General features: G+C 49.7%; 18 protein-coding genes. 12 read left to right on the top strand and 6 right to left on the bottom strand.

All coding sequences use genetic code 11. From position 1 onward, the window contains the following. Positions 1-110: 110 nt before the first annotated feature. Positions 111-497 (bottom strand): AbrB/MazE/SpoVT family DNA-binding domain-containing protein, encoded by a 387-nt coding sequence (locus AC286M_RS22940; protein ID WP_488206595.1) that lies wholly within the window; start codon positions 495-497, stop codon positions 111-113. Between the two features lie 88 nt (positions 498-585). Beyond that, positions 586-717, bottom strand: coding sequence for a hypothetical protein (locus tag AC286M_RS22935; RefSeq protein ID WP_488206594.1), 132 nt, complete (start codon positions 715-717; stop codon positions 586-588). Positions 718-1,610: 893 nt separating this feature from the next. On the opposite strand from AC286M_RS22935, the gene AC286M_RS22930 reads away from it, so the two are divergent. The 9 genes from AC286M_RS22930 to AC286M_RS22890 all read left to right on the top strand — a co-directional run bounded on the left by AC286M_RS22930 (position 1,611) and on the right by AC286M_RS22890 (position 10,123). Continuing rightward, positions 1,611-2,054: an RrF2 family transcriptional regulator gene (locus tag AC286M_RS22930; RefSeq protein WP_488206593.1), complete on the top strand. Its 444-nt coding sequence runs from the start codon at positions 1,611-1,613 to the stop codon at positions 2,052-2,054. Between the two features lie 173 nt (positions 2,055-2,227). Further along, positions 2,228-2,779 carry a hypothetical protein gene (locus AC286M_RS22925; protein ID WP_488206592.1) on the top strand — a complete coding sequence of 184 codons (552 nt, stop codon included), beginning with the start codon at positions 2,228-2,230 and terminating at the stop codon, positions 2,777-2,779. 29 nt (positions 2,780-2,808) lie between these two features. Further along, positions 2,809-3,896 (top strand): ISKra4 family transposase gene (locus AC286M_RS22920; RefSeq protein ID WP_488202786.1). Its coding sequence is split into 2 segments (ribosomal slippage): positions 2,809-2,980 and positions 2,980-3,896, totalling 1,089 coding nucleotides; the frame shifts between segments, so codons are not numbered across the junction. 3 nt (positions 3,897-3,899) lie between these two features. Beyond that, entirely contained in the window at positions 3,900-5,318 is a 1,419-nt protein-coding gene (locus AC286M_RS22915) for a hybrid sensor histidine kinase/response regulator (RefSeq protein WP_488206591.1), read from the top strand. Between the two features lie 144 nt (positions 5,319-5,462). Beyond that, on the top strand, positions 5,463-6,422 hold the full coding sequence (gene cbiB, locus AC286M_RS22910) for an adenosylcobinamide-phosphate synthase CbiB (RefSeq protein WP_488206590.1): 960 nt from the start codon (positions 5,463-5,465) through the stop codon (positions 6,420-6,422). A 109-nt stretch (positions 6,423-6,531) separates the two neighbouring features. Next, entirely contained in the window at positions 6,532-6,744 is a 213-nt protein-coding gene (locus tag AC286M_RS22905; protein ID WP_488206589.1) for a ssl0294 family protein, read from the top strand. A 369-nt stretch (positions 6,745-7,113) separates the two neighbouring features. Beyond that, positions 7,114-8,184, top strand: a complete 1,071-nt coding sequence (patR, locus tag AC286M_RS22900; RefSeq protein WP_488206588.1) for a heterocyst master regulator PatR — start codon at positions 7,114-7,116, stop codon at positions 8,182-8,184. Between the two features lie 397 nt (positions 8,185-8,581). Beyond that, complete coding sequence (locus AC286M_RS22895; protein ID WP_488206587.1) at positions 8,582-8,773, top strand: hypothetical protein; 192 nt, start codon at positions 8,582-8,584, stop codon at positions 8,771-8,773. Between the two features lie 597 nt (positions 8,774-9,370). After that, positions 9,371-10,123: a SinI family restriction endonuclease gene (locus AC286M_RS22890; RefSeq protein WP_488206586.1), complete on the top strand. Its 753-nt coding sequence runs from the start codon at positions 9,371-9,373 to the stop codon at positions 10,121-10,123. Here the strand turns inward: AC286M_RS22890 and AC286M_RS22885 are convergent. Beyond that, positions 10,115-11,542, bottom strand: coding sequence for a DNA cytosine methyltransferase (locus AC286M_RS22885; protein ID WP_488206585.1), 1,428 nt, complete (start codon positions 11,540-11,542; stop codon positions 10,115-10,117). The genes AC286M_RS22890 and AC286M_RS22885 overlap by 9 nt on opposite strands. A 318-nt stretch (positions 11,543-11,860) precedes the next feature. On the opposite strand from AC286M_RS22885, the gene AC286M_RS22880 reads away from it, so the two are divergent. Both AC286M_RS22880 and AC286M_RS22875 read left to right on the top strand, forming a co-directional pair. After that, positions 11,861-12,484, top strand: a complete 624-nt coding sequence (locus AC286M_RS22880) for a hypothetical protein (protein ID WP_488206584.1) — start codon at positions 11,861-11,863, stop codon at positions 12,482-12,484. After that, positions 12,469-12,606: a hypothetical protein gene (locus tag AC286M_RS22875; RefSeq protein WP_488206583.1), complete on the top strand. Its 138-nt coding sequence runs from the start codon at positions 12,469-12,471 to the stop codon at positions 12,604-12,606. The genes AC286M_RS22880 and AC286M_RS22875 overlap by 16 nt, the downstream gene beginning before the upstream one ends. Before the next feature lie 79 nt (positions 12,607-12,685). On the opposite strand, the gene AC286M_RS22870 is transcribed toward AC286M_RS22875, so the two are convergent. Both AC286M_RS22870 and AC286M_RS22865 read right to left on the bottom strand, forming a co-directional pair. After that, on the bottom strand, positions 12,686-14,965 hold the full coding sequence (locus AC286M_RS22870; RefSeq protein WP_488206582.1) for a CHASE2 domain-containing protein: 2,280 nt from the start codon (positions 14,963-14,965) through the stop codon (positions 12,686-12,688). 48 nt (positions 14,966-15,013) lie between these two features. Continuing rightward, positions 15,014-15,424, bottom strand: a complete 411-nt coding sequence (locus AC286M_RS22865) for a sll0565 family protein (RefSeq protein ID WP_488206581.1) — start codon at positions 15,422-15,424, stop codon at positions 15,014-15,016. Positions 15,425-15,610: 186 nt separating this feature from the next. On the opposite strand from AC286M_RS22865, the gene AC286M_RS22860 reads away from it, so the two are divergent. Further along, positions 15,611-15,910, top strand: coding sequence for a DUF6439 family protein (locus AC286M_RS22860; protein WP_488206580.1), 300 nt, complete (start codon positions 15,611-15,613; stop codon positions 15,908-15,910). 69 nt (positions 15,911-15,979) lie between these two features. On the opposite strand, the gene AC286M_RS22855 is transcribed toward AC286M_RS22860, so the two are convergent. Beyond that, on the bottom strand, positions 15,980-17,824 hold the full coding sequence (locus AC286M_RS22855; RefSeq protein WP_488206579.1) for an RluA family pseudouridine synthase: 1,845 nt from the start codon (positions 17,822-17,824) through the stop codon (positions 15,980-15,982). Between the last annotated feature and the right edge of the window lie 253 nt (positions 17,825-18,077).

Here is an 18,077-nt window from a genome sequence, read left to right as displayed (position 1 = left end):
GTTTTTAGGCAACTACAGCACTGACGAAATACAAATTCTGCATCTCGCAATAGCTTCTGTCTTTACAGATTCAAGACTGATTCAGCGCCAGTTCCTTGAAACTCAGTGAATTATGACGCTTCTTCTTCATCAAGCTGCTTCAGATGAATATGTTTGCGACCCAGAGAAATTTCGAACTCATCGCCCGGTTTGAGCTCCATCTGCCGGGTATAGGCAGAACCAATGAGTAGATTGCCATTTGACTGAACGCTAATCCGATAGCTCGCACTGCGACCACCCCGACCATTGGCTGATGCCTTGCCATCAAGTTCAATTCCCTCTGCGTCAATAAGCGCATTCAGAAATTTCATCATGTTGACTCGCTTGACGCCGCTTTTAGTGGTTGTGTAGTAACCACAGGCTTTCGCTTTATCTTCCTTGCTTAGATTACCTAGCTCTTTAACTTTGGTGAGTAATTCTTCGCCAACTAGCGGAGTTTCTTTCTTCTTTTTTGCCATTTGATGATGCTCTCAACTCTACAACAAAACAAAAACAATCAGACAAAAGCGAGCAGGCGCTTGGGGACATAGTCAAAGCGAAAGACAGTCACCACTGCTGCCGACTGCCGCCGTACTGCTGCCGACTGCCGCCGTACTGCTGCCGACTGCCGCCGTACTGCTGCCGTAAGGATGAAGCATTTATTTCAAATTCTTTGCTTCTCTCCTGACAAGCAGGCACCGCTCATTTTCTGCCATACCCAACCTGAGCAATGCACCTAAACGATGCACTGTTAGAGTCGTTAATGAGTTTTAAAATGTCCCCTGCCCAAGCTATTAGCTCTAACCTCTAAGTATTCATGCCCATTTAAATACCAATTTTGAATAGATCAAACTGAAGTTTAGCAAAAAATCGCTTGTAAAACTATGATATACCCAAATTTCGTGATTGTTCTAGTAATTATTTTATTCTGGAAAATATTTTTTTATGAATGGAGTTTGCGACATATTTTTCGGTGAATTGAGAAATGCTAAGTAAGCAGACATCGATGCATCTAACGTTCAGGACAAAGGTGCCTTACTTGAGAATCCCCCTTTTATCTTCAGGCTGGATTCAGTTGCCTCTAGCTGCCTCGGTGGCTAAGTAGACTCGCAAAGTAACCGCTATTAAGCGGTTGAAAACATACTGGATTCCTGTCGGTTTTAACTACCAGCGGACTGTCTCGCCGCTGTTGCGGTAGAACAATTGTGCAGATAGTTCATATCAATAATCGGCAAGTCTATACGTTATTATGCCGTTGTTCTATATAGCCTCTTCCGTATAACTTCGGATCTACTTTTAGATGGCAGAGATGGATGGCTCTATCGTGTGATCGGGTATGCCGATCCTGTCCGGAAATACCAGGTGCTGCTTAATCTGGATATGAATTGTGGTGTGTGGGCACCGCCCCCACACCACAATTCATACTTAAAATCAGCAATCCCAAATACCAGCTTCGTGTTTTGGTTGGATGAGGTGTGATCTGATGAGAGCCCTTAATGTTTATCTGTTAGCTATCTTGTCAGCGACTGGTTTGCAGAATTGCCTACAATGTGTAGAACAAGAATGAATGCGGCAGGATTGGTCTAAAGGGCATGAAGCTAACAACTCGTGGACACTACAGCGTAAAAGCATTGCTTGATTTGTGTCTCCAACCCAACCGACAGCCTGTAGCTGTGCGAACAATTGCTCAGCGACAAGATATTCCTGCGCCCTATTTAGAGAAATTACTAATTGATTTGCGGCGAGCAAAATTAGTGCGTTCGGTACGAGGTTCTCAAGGTGGATATCAGCTTGCCCGTGCGCCACACAAAATTACGCTGGGTGAAATTTTAGAAGCGGTTGGAGAAACGATTGAGCCGCTACCGCGACATGAACCACTGGCTGATCATGCTGAAGATTGGGTGACATTTACGCTGTGGAACCGTTTACATCAGAATCTTAAGGCGGCACTGCACGGCATTACTTTAGAAGATCTGTATTTTGATGCGCGCAGTTGGCAGGCGGCTCAAGGTGAAGCGATAAGTTTTGTCGTCTAATTTCCCAAGCGTATCCAAATTCATATCTTGGGTTAGGAATTTAGGGTGAGTTTTGCGTTGGTCTGTTGGGTCTGTCTATTAGATAGAGTAGATAGAGCTAAACTCAAGCTAAATCGGTTCAGTCTAATTAATGAAACGTTGCTTCATCTTTTCTTTTAAAAGTTGGGTTAAGAATGACGGATTTGTCGCTTGCTTCACAGTCGTTTGCTGCTCAATGGTTGGGGCAGTATATGCCTCACGGCTCCTGCTACCTTTGGCAGTCTAATCTAATTTGGCTCCATGTATTGTCGGATGGTTTGACTGCGATCGCATATTATTCGATTCCAATTACGCTGCTTTATTTTGTGCGTCGCCGTCAGGATTTACCGTTTGACTGGGTTTTTTTGCTGTTTGGGGCATTTATTGTTGCCTGTGGTACGACTCACCTGATGGAAATCTGGACGCTGTGGAAGCCAGATTATTGGCTGTCGGGCTACATCAAAGCGATGACAGCGGCGGTGTCGGTTTACACAGCGATTCAATTGATTCCGTTAGTGCCCAAAGCCCTAGCTTTGCCTAGCCCGGCTCAGCTAGAGGCCGCCAATCAGTCGCTGCAGCAAGAAGTGGAAGCGCGGCAGCAGGCAGAAGCGCAAGTGCGAAAAATTAATGATGAGCTGGAGTTTCGGATTGCGGAACGGACACAGGAATGGGAGCAGGTCACTTTCTTGAGAGAAAAATTAGAGTAAGACTGTAGCGATATTTTGAGGGTGCTCTAATGACGCCAGCGGAACACCAAGAACTCTTACAGTGCAGTCAACGCATCGCGGAACTACTGTACCAGGAAGCCTGTGAGCAAAACCAGCCGATGGCAAATTTGGGAGCCATCGAATCAACGGTGCGCGCTCAAGTGCAAGAACACGTCACGCCAGTCATTGGGGAGTTTTTTGCCAAACCGTTACCGGCACCGACGAAGGATATCCCCGCCAACTAGAGAGCATTCTGGGCCGGTTATCCCTCAGTAGTGAACAGGCCAAACAACTCGGTGTCCGTCCCCGACAACAGGTCAGCCCTTATTTAGAGCTGTGCTGTCTGCGCCAAAGCGCAATTGTTTCTTATGCCCAAGCGGCGATTGAAGTAGAGGTGCAAACGGGACGACGGGTGAGTGCGAAAACGCAGCAGCGGTTGGAGGCGCGCCATGACTTCGAGCTGCCCACGAGTGAGGTCCCGGTTGAGCAAATGAGCCTGGATGGCGGCATGATTCGCTTGCGCACGCCGCTGGGGGAAGCGGCTGAGTGGCGCGAATATAAAGCCTTGAATTTGGGTGAGCAGCATCAGGGCATGGCCTGGTTCAAAGACAACGAACACCTGATTGAGTGGGCAAATGACCTCCCCTTAGCCCCGATAGTGGACTGCCTGGGCGATGGTCATGATGGGGTTTGGGGCATCTATGCCCAGATTGGCAACGACCACCAACGTCACGAAATCCTCGATTGGTTTCACCTGATGGAAAATTTGCATCAAGTCCAAGCCACTCCAGAAGCACTCGAAACCGCTCGCAGCTTTCTTTGGCAGGGACAAGTAGACGCTGCTATGAATGTGTTTGAGGTGAGCGAGTCGGAAGCAGCACGTCGCTTCTGTGGCTATCTAGAGCGGCATCGTGACCGCATCCCCAATTATCGTTACTACCAAGAAGAAGGGTGGCCGATTGGCTCGGGGGATGTTGAGTCCTGGGTGAAGCAAATTAACCAACGCACGAAGATCCCTGGCGCTGCCTGGAACGCTGAGCGGGTGCCGCAGGTTTTAGCGCATCGTTGTGCTTACCTCAACGGCAGGCTCTCACCTCAGAGATGTTTTTCTCTGTAGAAGGTGACCTACTCCCCACAGGAATTGGAACAGGCCAATCGGCTGCAGCGACAGTTACTGAACCGTGAACGGCAGGCTCGCAAGGATGCCGAACAGGCGAATCGCATTAAAGATGAATTTGTCACGACGCTGTCCCATGAGTTGCGCACACCGCTAAATGCAATCGCAGGTTGGACACAGTTGATTCAGCGACGAGATTGTTCGTCGGACACGCTTGAAAAAGGAATCAACGTGATTGAGCGTAATGCCCAATCATTAACCCACATGATTGAAGACATCTTAGATATGTCGCGCATTGTGCGGGGGCAGGTGCGTATGGTAATTCAGCCCGTTAACTTGCGCCATCTGATTGAGACTGCAGTAGACAGCGTTACGCCTGCAGCGAATGCTCGTAATGTGGCTATTCAGCTTCATCTGTCAGACTATAACGATGTGATTCAGGGGGATGCGCATCGCTTACAGCAGGTTGTCTGGAACTTATTGTCCAATGCCGTGAAGTTTACACCCGGTGGGGGACAGGTTGACGTATTTTTGACAACGGATGATGACCAAGTTCAAATTACCGTGGCTGACACCGGACAGGGGATTGATGCTAGTTTTCTGCCCCATGTGTTTGAGTATTTTCGGCAGGCGGATGGCAGCATTACGCGATCGCGTAATGGGCTGGGACTGGGACTGGCAATTGTTCGGCATCTGGTTGAGCTGCACGGTGGCACAATTACGGCAGATAGTCCTGGATTGAACCAAGGTTCTACGTTTACCGTGAGTTTGCCCTATGTGTCGGCGTTGAATTCATCTCGTCAATCAGCGACCCCGCTCACAGCGATACCATTGCCACATTCGGAGCCTTCCAACAATCATCGCATCCCGACTTCAATCTCGTCTGTGCCCAGTCAAACGAGACAGACGGATCAAGCGGAACGTTCTGACGGTCAAGCCTCTAACCGGATAGTATCTGACAGTGCAACGAACGATGGAAAAACTGATGAGGCAAAGGGTGCCGTAGCTCTATTACCTAATTTGAGCGATTTATCTCTGCTACTGGTTGAAGATGATGACTCCTCGCGGGAGTTTTTGGCCTTTACGCTGGAGGTTTATGGCGCACAGGTGCAGCCTGCTGCCAGTGTGCAAGAGGCCATTCGGCTATTGGAGTTGACCGTTCCGGATGCGATCGTAAGCGATATTGCCATGCCCAATCAGGATGGCTATGTGCTGATCCGATATCTACAGAATCAGCCTCGGTTGGCCAATCTGCCCGTTGTTGCCGTTACCGCCTATGCGAGTCAAGAGGAACAGGCGCGAATTCAGCAAGCCGGTTTTTATTGCTGTTTGCCAAAACCTGTGCAGATCGATCGGCTCGTGGCTGTTTTACAGTCCTGTCGGTCACGCAGTCAAAGCAGTGGCGTTGAATCTGCGTGCTAAAACTAGCCTGAGTGATGTGCCAGCAGGTTGTGCACCTTTCGCAAAATCCGACTTTGGGATTTAATAGCAGATTCGATATAAATCCTGGATGTTTTGCCCAAAATGCTTGCGCTGTCTCCTGAGAGCTATGTAGAAATCGTTCCTGTGCCCCTAGTTTTCGCGGCAGGGCTGGACTATTTAATTGGAGATCCGTGGGGCTGGCTGCATCCGGTTCAGTGTATGGGCTGGGTCATTCAGACGAGCAGCCATTTGCTGCTGAGCCATATCAAATCGGAGTGGGGACAGCGATTGGCTGGAATCGGTCTGGGGCTGGTAGTCATTGGTGGCAGTGGGCTGGTGGGCTGGCTACTGGTGGTTTTAGCGATTTATATTCACCCACTACTGGGCTGGGTGGTTGAAACAATTCTGCTGGCCAGTTGTTTTGCTGGCCGAAGTCTACGTAGGGCTGCAGAAGATGTACTGCGCCCCTATGTGGCCGGAGATTTGGAGCAGGCACGACAGCGATTGAGTCTCTACGTGGGGCGGGATACCGCTACGCTATCTGCGCCCGAAATCCTCAGAGCCGTGTTTGAAACGGTGACGGAAAACGCCACTGATGGAGCGACTGCGCCACTGTTTTATGCGATCGCAGGTGCCGTTTTTTTACCGGGTATCGGCGGCGCTCCTCTGGCCTTGGGGTATAAAGCCGCTAGTACTCTAGACTCGATGATTGGCTATCGGCGGCCACCTTATACATACTTGGGCTGGTTTAGCGCTCGCCTAGAGGATGGGCTGACCTGGTTACCCTGCCGCTTAACGGTGTTGACGATCGCCCTGCTTTCGGGACAGCCCCGGCAGGTTTGGCACATCTGCCGACGGGATGCCCCGGCTGATCCAAGCCCCAATGCAGGCTGGAGCGAATGTGCCTATGCGGCGGCTCTGGGCGTTCAGGTTGGCGGGATCAATATCTATCACGGTCAAGTCAAGCACAAGCCGCTGCTGGGCGACCCCCTACAGCCGATTACTGTTGCCATCATTCGCCAAGCGATGCGTCTTACTCGTCTGAGTTTGCTGACTTGGCTTTTAGTTGCGATCGCATTCAGGTTGAGTTCAACTATCTTTTAGACGTACCGCATTTGGGCAAAACTCTCTAAGATCAAGACAGGTCTTGCCTAGAACTCGATTTGAGATTATACAGTTGACAGAAGGACGCTAAACGTTAACGTAGAAAGCCATGTTTTTAGACGAATTAACTCCCGTACTCAAAGAGCTGGTTGGTCATCCTGTTGCCTTCTTGGGTGGATTTGCATCCGGCGTACTTAAAATCAATTTGTCTGATGATCCGGTCAAAAGCTGGCTAACGCAGCAGGGAGCCGCTGGTGTGTCAATGCCAACCGATAGTCCCAATGGCAAAAGTACGGGGCCACAGACCATTGAAATTGATTGAAGCTTCACGAAATGCTTAATCTTGTAGAAATTTCTGCTATCCTCTGCTAGGTTAACCGTTACGCCATTGCAGCTTAAGCAATGTCGCTGCCATTTTTATAGCAGTCTGCTTTCAGCATGAATTCACGGCTAAATTGTTGAAATCTTGCGGATTTCTCAACCAATCGTCTGGATTCTGTATAAAGACGTTGAATGATCAGTCAGATTCTAAATCGCCGAATTGGCAAAGAATTCTGCCAGAACCGTTCAACGTACCGTGTCAACTGCTAGGGTTAGCGTAAGATGGCATGGATAGTGATGCTAATTAAATGGGAAAGGTTGTTGCAGCAGATGATGCTTCAAGCCTTCGTCTCTGCTACTGGGAGGTGTTATGAGTTCTTCGACAGATCGATTTTCGGAATCACCACAATCGGATCCAAAGGAAATGGATTCAACGGTTAATGCTAATTCTGACTCATCTCAATCTCCTAAGCGACTTGAGGCGAAGAAGCCATCAGGTCGAGTTGCGCCGCCAGCAGCAGAGAACACGACTGACTCATCTGAACCGCCATCGGCCTCTAAGCCATCGGCTTCTGCGGCTAAGCCGACTCAGGAAGCTGATGGCTCTGCGGTAGCAGAGTCTACGACGGAATCCACTACTGAGGCGGCTGGAGTTGAGAAGAAACCGCGCCAGCAGCCGATTCCACCGCCGAGTGAACCGCTGCAGTATCGGGCGATTGGCTTGGTGCGGGGGCGCTATGAACCGTCTGAAGAACAATTCAATCGAGGCAACATCATCGCCGAGGGTGATGTGAAAATTGATGCGGTTTTACTCGGTCGCGTCACCAGTCTGGTCAAGAAGCACCTTGATCCGGAACAGGATCACCTGTGGGTTGTTTATCCGCGTACCCGTGAAAAGCAGAACGACCTGCATGTGCAAATTGTTGGCGTTTGGGAACCGGAAAAGCTACAGGCGAAGGAAGAGGAACCTGAACCAAGCGAAACGGGTTTGGCGCTGCGTCCGCCACAGCCACCTCAACCCCGCAATAACTATTTCTCGATTCGGGGAGAGGTGATCATTTACGATGAGGACGAGGAAGCCGTTACTGTTAAAATTTTGCAGTCGCCTAAGCGACCGACGGATTCAACTAAGGTGTTTAAGCTGAATCTGCGCGGTAAGCTGCCGGGATCTAGAACGGTTGGTCATTTTTGGGATATCAATGCGCGGCGAGAGGGCGATTATTTAGAAGTTTACTTGGCGGAACGGGTTGCGATGATGAAACCCCGCAAGCCTCGCCGTCGAGATCCACGCAGCGATCGCAACAGTCGGGGTGGCCCACCACAGCGACCGTTTAGGAAAACCTCGCACGATGCACCATCCGGTTCTTCTGGGGCGTCTAAGCCCGTTCCTAAGCCCGCTAAGCGCACAAGTTCTGATGATTCGCCTGGAGCATCTAGTTAACGCTCTTTTCCGCTAGTACTTTTCCGATGAGAGGTACTGGTTTAGCGTGCTGCTCTGCTAGCCTTGCTCTCACCGCTTGACTAAGCTCACGCCGAAGCTCTGAACCCCTCTTCTGCAAGAGCTACTGCTTATACATAAATCTCCTGGACTTCGTTTCGACGTTGAGATCCCCCCTTAGCCCCCCTATAGCCCTTCGGGCATGGTTTCGTCTAGAGAAAGGGGGAATTGGCTCAAAGTTCCCCCTTTTTAAGGGGGATTTAGGGGGATCAGTCCGGGATTGAGAAGGACTATTTAGATGTGTATAAGCCGTAGCCTGCAAGAGAGGGACTTCCGATCCGGCTCTCAGCCTCTTCTCCTGTGGGATAAGGGACTGGAGGCTGAGATCTGAGGTTTGATCGTGCTAGGGATAGCGGGTGAGGATACTGATGTGATCGTCGAGCTGGCGCTGGACGAGAATTTGCGCTACGTCGCCTGCGCTGGGGCATGGAATCGGCTGGCTCCATTCGTTGGCTTCAGCAAAACCACGGCGATGCAGGTTTTTGATCGTGACGATGATGTCAGGTCGGGAACCGAGCAGGATAATCCGTAGGGGATGGCGATCAGGAACGGATGTGCGATCGCGCTTTTCCTGCCTGTCAGTCTCAATCGCGATCGCGCTTTTTACATCAACTGAGTTTGCTGAGGATTAGGAAGGTGTTTGCGATCGCAGTTCTTAGATTTGAGTAGAAAAGGCGTTACGTTCCATTAATCATTAATGAACCCTACAAAATTTGCTACAAGATTTGCGATCGCACTGAGATGGCTGCATGGAGTGAAGATATATTGAAGGATAATAAATACTCTCTAAACAGCGTGAGCCTGGAGTTGTAGGGGTGGTCATACTGAATTTTACTGCCTAATACCCCAAATAAGAATATTAGGCTGAAAAATTTCTCCCCAACCACCTAAATACGGGTGTTAGGTTGACAGATTTCTACCTAACCATCCCAATAGGGATATTAGGCAGAATGTTTCCCTCTAACAAATCGTTCGACGGCTTTAAGTCTCGGCTGAGGCAGTAGCCGAGACTTTGCCTGTTCGAGAACAACCGTTTAATCTTTGAGGAGCAAACCCAGGAAAATCACTGTGGCGTACAATTGTGGACATTTCTGTTGCATGATTTGTATGATCAGAGGAAAAATATTAGATGCCTGTTAACTTCGATAGCATTATCAGCACTTCAAGCTCTGAAGAAAACTTTTTAAAGATTTTTGAAGATGCGTTCTCTCAGCAAGATCAGCCATTGCTTGAAGCGTACCGAACAATTCTCTCAGCCTGCTACAGAAATCCAGGACTTTCTCCAACCCTAAAAGCCAGCACCCCAGAAACGCTAGCAAAGGCTTGGTTAAAGAAGTATAACGATAGCTACAAAAATCGAATTTCAAGACGAATCTCAAAACTCCCAGGCACAATTGCCGATCCAATCGTTGATGTGATCATCAACGCTCGACTGACCGGACTAACAACAGAGCATCTTGAGCAAATCAAATATGCTCATAGGTTATCGATGTCTGCCGAAAATATTCAAGGACTATTACTAGAGGAGTATCTGGCTGAGCAACTCGCTGATTATGGTTGGTATTGTTGTTGGGGAGAATCTGTTCGGCACGTAGATTTTTGCAATATTGACGGTTCTCTCTTACAGGTCAAAAACCGTAGCAACTCGGAAAACAGTTCATCTTCCAGAGTAAGAATTAATCAGCCCATTGAAAAATGGTATCGGGTTGATGCCAGAACAGGTTCCTATAGATGGTTTTATTTCAGCAACAAGTACAACACGGATCGCTTTTCAGAAGAAAACTTTGTTGCCTTTGTTCAACAGGTTCTATTCGGCAATCCAGATGCCTTAGCTATTGAGGTGGACAATCCTTGGAAGGATTTATCGGATTCATCAAACTAAGTTAAGAGATAGTTGCTTTGTTGAGGAATCTTCAAGGCAGCCCATATCGCTCATCCAACTGACATCATCTGTTTTATGGTAGCGGGAATACGGGAAATCTGGATAAGCGATAGGCTGTTCATCCCTTAAACGAGATAGCAACATCCTAGCGATTGCTCTTCCTAGCGAGCAGGGTACAGCATTACCAACTTGACGATATTGATCAAGTAAGGTGCCTGCAATAATCCAATCGTCTGGAAATTCTTGAATACGCTTATATTCTTCAATACTTAGAGGTCTGTCTTCCTCTGGATGAGCCAGATCAGTTGCTGGCATTGCTGGATGAGTGACTAAAGTTGGGGCAGGTTTATCCCACGCTAGCCTACGATAAAAACCTGTTTTTCCCCCTCCTGCATGATAAGAAGCTCCTAGCGCCTCTTGATGTAGCTCTTCTGGTAAGTCCCGCCAGTGTTGTCCGGGTTTCAGCAACCTGTAATACTTAAGCCGTTTTTCAGGAAACTTGACAAAATGATGTCCATCGTTGGGAAGACCTTCTAAGGCTTCTCGTAAACTTTTCCATGTTGGCAGCCCATATAGACCCTTTTCTGAATGAGTGGGTGTGAGGTAGGGAAGTCTTTCTCCATCGCGACTACAAACAATGACGACCCTTTCCCGTTGTTGTGGCGATCCAAAATTAGCAGCATTGTACAGGTTAAAGGAGATGCCATACCCAGCCTTTCTGAGCCGTTGAGTGATAAAAAGCAGGGCACCGCCTCTTTGTTCATCCTGAGATAAGGATGGGAAATTTTTTCCTCGCATTTCGTGAGGTCTATGCTTCAACGGAGCAGATAATAATCCTCGAACATTTTCAATGACTGCAAATCTCGGTTTAAGCTCAGTGATTAAATCGATAAATGTCAAGAAGACATTGCCGCGTTCATCATTAAATCCTTGGCGCTTTCCCGCACTGCTAAAGGCTTGGCACGGCGGTCCGCCAACGATTACATCAATCTCCTCAGTTGAACTCAGTCCTGCTTTTTCTCGAATTTCTGTGGCTGAGTAATCCCGAATATCCCCAATCAATGCCATATCTGGTCGATTGATCTCAATCGTTTTTCGAGCGGCTGCATCAATTTCACAAGCAAGTAGTACTTGGATGCCTTCTTTTTCTAGCCCCAAGTCCAGACCCATGCAGCCAGAAAAAAAGCTCAAAGCTTTTAGTTTAGGTTTGCTAAACGAGCGTCGCCCATGATCAGGGATTTTTAAGCTTATATCCTCTCCTTTGACACGGTAACTCTGAACAGACTCTGATGCTACAATCCACCGACTACTAATCCTTTCCCCGCTGATTTCACCATACCGGAGTAGCTGACGTACATATTGCTCCGAGCAGTTTAAGATTTCAGAGGTTTCTTTTACAGAGAGGTATTGGGTAGCCATGCTTTCGAGCGCGAAACTAAAACTAGGTACCCATGCTACTGTTAAAGCAGCATGCTTGCAAGTATTGTGAACAAATGTTCTTGTCTCAGCGTTTTGCCTAAAGTAGCGTCAGCCGTCGAACACTGCGTTGGTGCGGACGGAACAGAGGTTGTCTGTAAGAAGCCAAGCTTGTCTGCCGCCGCACAACTTCACCGTTAGATCGCTTAATTTTTGGGTAAAGACATACTTCAAAGCTGTCTGTCCTGGCTCTCAAAGTAAAGTTAATTGCTGAGATAGATTGGGAAGCATAATTCAAAGTTCTGCTACTCAAGGGAAAATATGGGCGTTGATGTTTTCTGGTGGTTTTGTAAGGTTGAGGAATCTGAATTTTCAGTCGTGCAGTCAGAATTCGAGCAAGCAATGCAAGGAGTACCTGATCTTCCTGAAGTGCCAAACCTTGCACCTCGACCCAAGAACCCACCCATTCCTGTAACTGAGGATTATGCTTACTCCGTGCTAGAAGGTGTATTGGCAGGAGGAGACTTGAGTTCCAGTCTCTATCACGAACCTTTTAACGAGATAGGTTATCGAATCTTGCAGGAGGATTTCCCTTTATCTCCTGAAAGTATTGTTGAGATGGTCATGCAATCTCGCGTAGCTCCGCCCGCTATTCTGCTAATGGGAATTGGTAGTGAAAGGTTTGCTCAGCTTCCAGGTCATCTCGGCAATATGCTAATTCATGCAAGTGAAGTTGAGACAACGCTAGCATCTGTCTCACGTATTCTTGATGTTGACTGGGAGGCTTATTTTGAGCGATCAAAGCTGGTGTTAGATTATGCGGGATTTGATGATCACGCAGCAAAGGATGTTTCAGATGCTCTTTATGCTATTCCAAGAGCTTTAGAAAAGGTAAAAAGCGAAGGTGCAAGTTTGTTGGCTGTGACATCATGGGGTTGCCCTTAATCAAGGCACTTTCCAGCAATCTAACAATTCGGGTGCAGCAGATTTACCTAAGCCACTTGCTGAGTTGCAAAGGTTCTGGCAACCGCTCACCCGAACCGTTAGTGCGATCGCAGTTCTTGTAGGATGCTTTCCTTAATACAACCTTTGCTGTTTGTAGCGCAGTTGATTAGAACGCACCATTTCCATCAAGCGTGACTTCAACTACTTCTGCGATCGCAATGTTACATATTGAGCCAATGCCGTAGACGGACTGGTAAATTCGACAAAAAACTGGCCCGCTTTCGCCTTTTTATCGCGGACTTTGGCATAGATTTCCAAATTTTGCAGCAGCGGATGAGTTGAGACAAAGCTGATTTTGAGATTGAGATAGGGACGCATCGCAATTGCCATACCGCTTGGATCTAACGCCGAGCGCCGAATTGTGGGATTACCTTGAATCAGTGCCCCCTGTTGGGAAAGGCGCAGAATTTGTCCCGTAAACTGATGCGGCTGCACCTGCTTGCCGACCAAAACGGCATATTGAACCGCCACGGGTTCTGTCAAATCTTGCCAGGTTTCCTCGGTCGTCGGTAAATAGAGCTGATGCGTTCCGGCCACCCCCCGAACGCTGTGAATCTGAATCGGTTCCGCCACTCCCTTGGGCTGAATCTCAAACGACTTGTCAATCTGGAGCAGATCAGGCACTGCTGCCAGCACTGCATCCGACACCAGTACTTGTCCTCCCGTGGTGTAGGACTCAATCCGATAGGTGAGATTCACCGCGCTGCCTACCACACCATACTTTGCGCGCTTCTCGGAACCGATATTGCCCACCACCACCTCACCCAGATGCACCGCAATTCCCATTGCCAAAGGTGAAAGTTGCCAGTCGGTAATCTGTTGATTAACTTGGGGCATGGCCTGCTGCATTGCGATCGCACAGGCCACCGCCCGCTCCACGTCGTCCTCATGCTGCGTTGGCGCACCAAACAGCACCAGAATGCCATCGCCCATAAACTCGTCAATTGTGCCGCCGTAGGCCGTAATCACATCGGCCATCCGGCCCAGATAAAAGTTGAGCACTCGGATCACCATTTCCGGCGAGAGCTGAGCCGAGACGGTGGTAAAACCGCGCAGGTCGGAGGTCAAAATTGTGATGGTGCGTCGTTCGCCGCCTAGTTGCAGCCCACCGGGTTGCTCCAGCAGCGTCGCCACCACGTCATCACTGAGATAGCGACCAAACGTGCGGCGAATATCGCTAGCCGTATAGGCCACGTAACCCATAACTGCGATCGCAGATCCGACCAAGCCTAACAGCGGCGGTACGACGGGAATCCACCAGCCTGCAACCAGTGCGCCGTAGCCGATGGTGATCAAACTGAGAATTGCGATCGCCAAAGTTCCTATCCGCTCGGCTACTCGTAGCCGATGCTGAGTGGGTAAGCGGAATCGCCACGCTAGCAGTGCGCCAACGCTTGACCAGATTACAATCCACAAGTTTTCCACGCTATCTGGCCACACTTGGATGAGGGAGCGGCTATCCAGCGCAGCGCTCAGGATTTGGCTGGTGAGATGGGCATGAATTTCTACTCCCATCATCGGTCGGGGTGAACCTAATACTCCGCCGCTGTAGGGCGTAAAAAAGGCATCTTTGGAGCTTTCACTAAGATTGCCGATGAGAATAATGCGATCGCGGCCCCAGTCTGGAGGAATTTGCTGGTTGAGCACGGCGGTTAAGGAAACCGTGTCAAATATTGTGTCGGATGATCTGGTGGAATGATCTGGATGATGGTAGTTGAGCAAAATCTGATAGCCTCCGGCATCGGTACGGACGTAGCTGCCGTCATTGGCTTCTAGCGGTGTGAATAAGCTGTCCCCCAGCCACCAAGACTGCTCATCAACTATGTCAAACCCAATCCCTTCTGCATTCAAGTACAGCAGCGCCAGATAGGCACCGAGGCTAAATACCTCGTTTCCCGCTGCGCCCGTGACCGAAATGAAGCCGCGTCGCACTCGACCGTCGGCGTCCAGAATAATGTCGTTTGCACCCACCTGACCCTTAGCTTGCAGCGCAGGCGGTGGCGCAACCACATCCTGCTCGGCATCTCCGACCACTTTCTGAATGCCAATCAGATTGGGCGTAGACTCAAAGATCTGGACGAGTTCTGTATGACCCGGTTCTACGGGCACATCTCGATAAATATCGAGCCCAATGGCGCGGGGCTGTTGAGCTATCAGGATGTCTAGTGCTTCGGCATAGACTGCATCCGGCAGGCTGGCTTGCCCTAATGCCTGAATATCTGCTTCGTTAATTCCGACAATGACAATGCGATCGCGGATTGATTCTGATGGGCGCGATCGCAACATCCAGTCGTAGGCACTCCATTCCCAGGGTTGCAGTAGGCCCATGAGGCGCAGCAGGATAACTAGCCCAGCCATGCTGGGTGCTGCAATCAAGGCTCCGCGCCATCGCCAAATCAGGTGCCGCCAGTCGATCTGCATGTGTTATCCCGCTGTAGTACCAAATTAATGGCCTAATCAAGTGCCAAACTAGCCAGCACAAGACTTTAAAATCCAGCCTAATATCACCCCGATACCACCAAATCGAACGGCTTGCCAAAAGGGTTCCCGAAAACTACGCCACGAGAACAAGCGGCTTTCCAGCGCGAGTTCCACTTCATCAAGCTGCTGCTGCACCCGCTTGAGTTCTTGTTTTAGCTCTTGCTGCCGGGATTGCTGCTGTTCGTCATTGGCCTGCTTTAGATCCTGTTTGGCTCGCTGCTGCTGCTGCTCTAGATATTGTTGGTGCTGATAGCTAGTTTCCACCTGTTCGAACCGCAACCGCAATTCTTGAAGCGACTGCTCGGTTACTTGCAGTTGTGCTACGAGTTCATCCCATCCTTCAACCGGAGCGTTGGGTTCTGGTGATTCAGGGTTGGAGGGAGGTGGAGATGCAGACATGTAAGGCGTTATTTAGCGTTATGTTCAGCACGGCCATCTATACATAGTCTAAATTGGCGATTGAATTCACTGTTTTGAAAAAGAACGTCACACTTTGCCCCGTTTTCAATCCAGTGACGCAAGGCGCAAAATCTACGTCACAATGAAGTCAGCATATTGATGGCAAAGCACATTCTCACAAATATTATGGCTGACTCCACTGTTCAATCTGTACCCCAATCGGTTCCGACTCCTGACCTAAACGATTTGCGGCAGGCTGACCCCGCTGTGCTGGCTCAAGTTCTGGCTGAAAAACTTGCGATCGCACCGAATGATTGGCACCGCCTCAAGGGCAACCGCAAAGCCCGCGCCCAAGAGCAAGCGGCATCAGCATTAGTCTATCTGCTCAACAATCAGCCGGAAGAAGCCCTCGCTCGTCTACAGCAGGCTACAGGCTGGCTCGATCGCTCAATTTCTGCGCCACCCTGTCCCACGCATGGCCATTAGGGAGAAACGTGCTGAGTGCTGAGTGAGATTGAATTTACGCCTCACTCCTAATTCCTCTCGCCTCACTCTTCACTCCTCACTTTTCCAATCAGGCCAAGGTCCTGGCGTTTGTAGGTGCAGCCACTTGTCAGTACGGGGATGCTGTATTTGCAGGGATTGGGCGTGTAGATACAGCCGATCGCTGTGAGCGACAGTTTGGGTACCGTAAATGCGATCGCACAAAATCGGCGCATTCAAACCCTCTGGTGCCGCAGCGTGGACTCGCAGTTGATGGGTACGTCCGGTAACTGGAAAAAACTCAACCTCTGTACGGTAGCCCTCTGCGATTTGTACGGAAGCTAACACCTGAAACTTGGTGACACAAGGCTTGCCCTGTTGCCAGTCCACAATCTGTCGAGGTCGATCGGTCGGATCGGCACGGAGCGGTAGTTCAATCACCCCGGATTGGGCCAATACCTGACCTGCAAGAATAGCGACGTACCGCTTGTGTACTTGGCGCTGCTGAAACTGCTGACGGAGATGACGGGCAGCGGCGGCATGACGAGCAATCAGCAAAATGCCGGATGTATCCTGATCAAGGCGATGCACAGCGCTAAGGCCATCATGATTGGGTTCACTATTGGGTTCACCCTCTTGATACTGACAGCGTAAGCGACTGAGCACGCTATCTTGATTGTGAAGATAGCGACCGGGTACTGATAAAAGACCCGCAGGTTTATTGACGGCAATCAAATCGGCATCTTCGTAAATGATGTCCAGCAAAGGTGCAGGAACCTCAAAGTCCCTCCCCCTGTGGGAGAGGGATTTAGGGTGAGAGCTAACCACTACATCGGCAAAATGCGTCAGTCCCGATAGCAAAAAGCCCATAATCGGCTGGCAGCGTTCAGTGCAGGCTCCATAGAAGCAACCTGACTGCTTCCCGCTATTGTCCGTATCGCTCTCGGTTATACCGTTACGATTAGCATCACGATTAGTATCAGTCTTAAACGTCCCGTCCCACCAGAATTCGGCCATTGCCAGTGGTTTCAATCCGTGGGTCGCAGCATAGTGCAACAGCTTAGGGGCGCAGCAATCGCCTGTACCCGTCGGCAGAGCGGGCATTAGTTGATCTAGGCTAACTGACTCTCCGGCAAAATTGGTGAGCTGATAGGCCGCGTGCATTTGGTCTTGGAGCTGACGCGAAATTTGTTTACGCTGCTGTTTGAGCTGATGCATTGTGGCATCTGCGGCATTGACCTCATCTTGCAGAGGTTTTAGGGCCGCATCGCGCTGCTGTTTGAGGCGACGGCGGGCGATTCCGTCTTGCTGGCTCTGACGATCTAAGTGTGCCAGAGCGGCGGCCAGTTCGCTGCCGCTAAGCGTGGCTTGCAATTGGTGGCGCAACTGGTGGCGCTGCTGTTTGAGATCGCGATGGTCTGCCGCCTGCGATCGCAATTGTTCGGCAAAATCTGCTGCTCGCTGATCGAGCTGCTGGCGGGCTGGGAGTTGGCTAAGCTGAATTAATTCTTGCTTAATCGCTTCCAGTTGAGTTAGGGTTTGAGCCTCAGCGATGGAAATGCGATCGCGACCCGGAATCGGTGGCACCCAGCCTGCGATCGCACTGTAGCCGTTTAGCAGGCCAGAGAAGGCTTTGAGCACGCCCACGTCTCCTGTGGCGGTGTGAACGAGCAAAACGCCGTACATCTTGGCTTCGCGACTATAGCGCTGATCGGTCGTTAACTGGGCCATCAGACTTCGCGCCACCATTTCCGCTTGTGGGGTACGAGGCAGTTGCCGCGTCACTTGCTGCTGGGGGCAAATACCGACGTACCAATAGGTTGCGGCTGTCGATGTTGCCCCATCGACCGAAAATTTATCTTCTACAAATGCACTCAGCGGATACAGCATGTCTGGAGGTTGTGTCCGTGCAAACATTCATCAATGTTAAAAGGTTTCTAACCCTAATTGATGACGCGCCCTAGGTATAAGTGCAGTGATCCTTCTCCGACGTAGATGTGTAAACGCGGTACGAATGGGTTGGCTTATGCGTGAACTTACGCTAATTAATCGAGGATTTGTATAAAAAGTTGATTAACTCGCTGAGAATTTGTTGTTGCCTATGAGGCAGAAATGAGAAAAAGGCATGGAGACTTACTTGCTTTCAGTGTATTTACGATAACTACCAGTC

It is taken from the genome of Thainema salinarum CENA647, from assembly GCF_057732415.1.
Note: the sequence above shows the minus strand (reverse complement) of the source record. Positions and strands in the feature narration are given on the sequence as shown.

What these genes read in the sequence shown, in the direction of transcription:
- AC286M_RS22940 (WP_488206595.1), bottom strand. Translation starts at nt 497, where the DNA reads ATGGCAAAAAAGAAGAAAGAAACTCCGCTAGTTGGCGAAGAATTACTC.
- AC286M_RS22930 (WP_488206593.1), top strand. Translation starts at nt 1,611, where the DNA reads ATGAAGCTAACAACTCGTGGACACTACAGCGTAAAAGCATTGCTTGAT.
- AC286M_RS22925 (WP_488206592.1), top strand. Translation starts at nt 2,228, where the DNA reads ATGACGGATTTGTCGCTTGCTTCACAGTCGTTTGCTGCTCAATGGTTG.
- AC286M_RS22905 (WP_488206589.1), top strand. Translation starts at nt 6,532, where the DNA reads ATGTTTTTAGACGAATTAACTCCCGTACTCAAAGAGCTGGTTGGTCAT.
- patR (WP_488206588.1), top strand. Translation starts at nt 7,114, where the DNA reads ATGAGTTCTTCGACAGATCGATTTTCGGAATCACCACAATCGGATCCA.
- AC286M_RS22890 (WP_488206586.1), top strand. Translation starts at nt 9,371, where the DNA reads ATGCCTGTTAACTTCGATAGCATTATCAGCACTTCAAGCTCTGAAGAA.
- AC286M_RS22885 (WP_488206585.1), bottom strand. Translation starts at nt 11,542, where the DNA reads ATGGCTACCCAATACCTCTCTGTAAAAGAAACCTCTGAAATCTTAAAC.
- AC286M_RS22880 (WP_488206584.1), top strand. Translation starts at nt 11,861, where the DNA reads ATGGGCGTTGATGTTTTCTGGTGGTTTTGTAAGGTTGAGGAATCTGAA.
- AC286M_RS22875 (WP_488206583.1), top strand. Translation starts at nt 12,469, where the DNA reads ATGGGGTTGCCCTTAATCAAGGCACTTTCCAGCAATCTAACAATTCGG.
- AC286M_RS22870 (WP_488206582.1), bottom strand. Translation starts at nt 14,965, where the DNA reads ATGCAGATCGACTGGCGGCACCTGATTTGGCGATGGCGCGGAGCCTTG.
- AC286M_RS22865 (WP_488206581.1), bottom strand. Translation starts at nt 15,424, where the DNA reads ATGTCTGCATCTCCACCTCCCTCCAACCCTGAATCACCAGAACCCAAC.
- AC286M_RS22860 (WP_488206580.1), top strand. Translation starts at nt 15,611, where the DNA reads ATGGCTGACTCCACTGTTCAATCTGTACCCCAATCGGTTCCGACTCCT.
- AC286M_RS22855 (WP_488206579.1), bottom strand. Translation starts at nt 17,824, where the DNA reads ATGTTTGCACGGACACAACCTCCAGACATGCTGTATCCGCTGAGTGCA.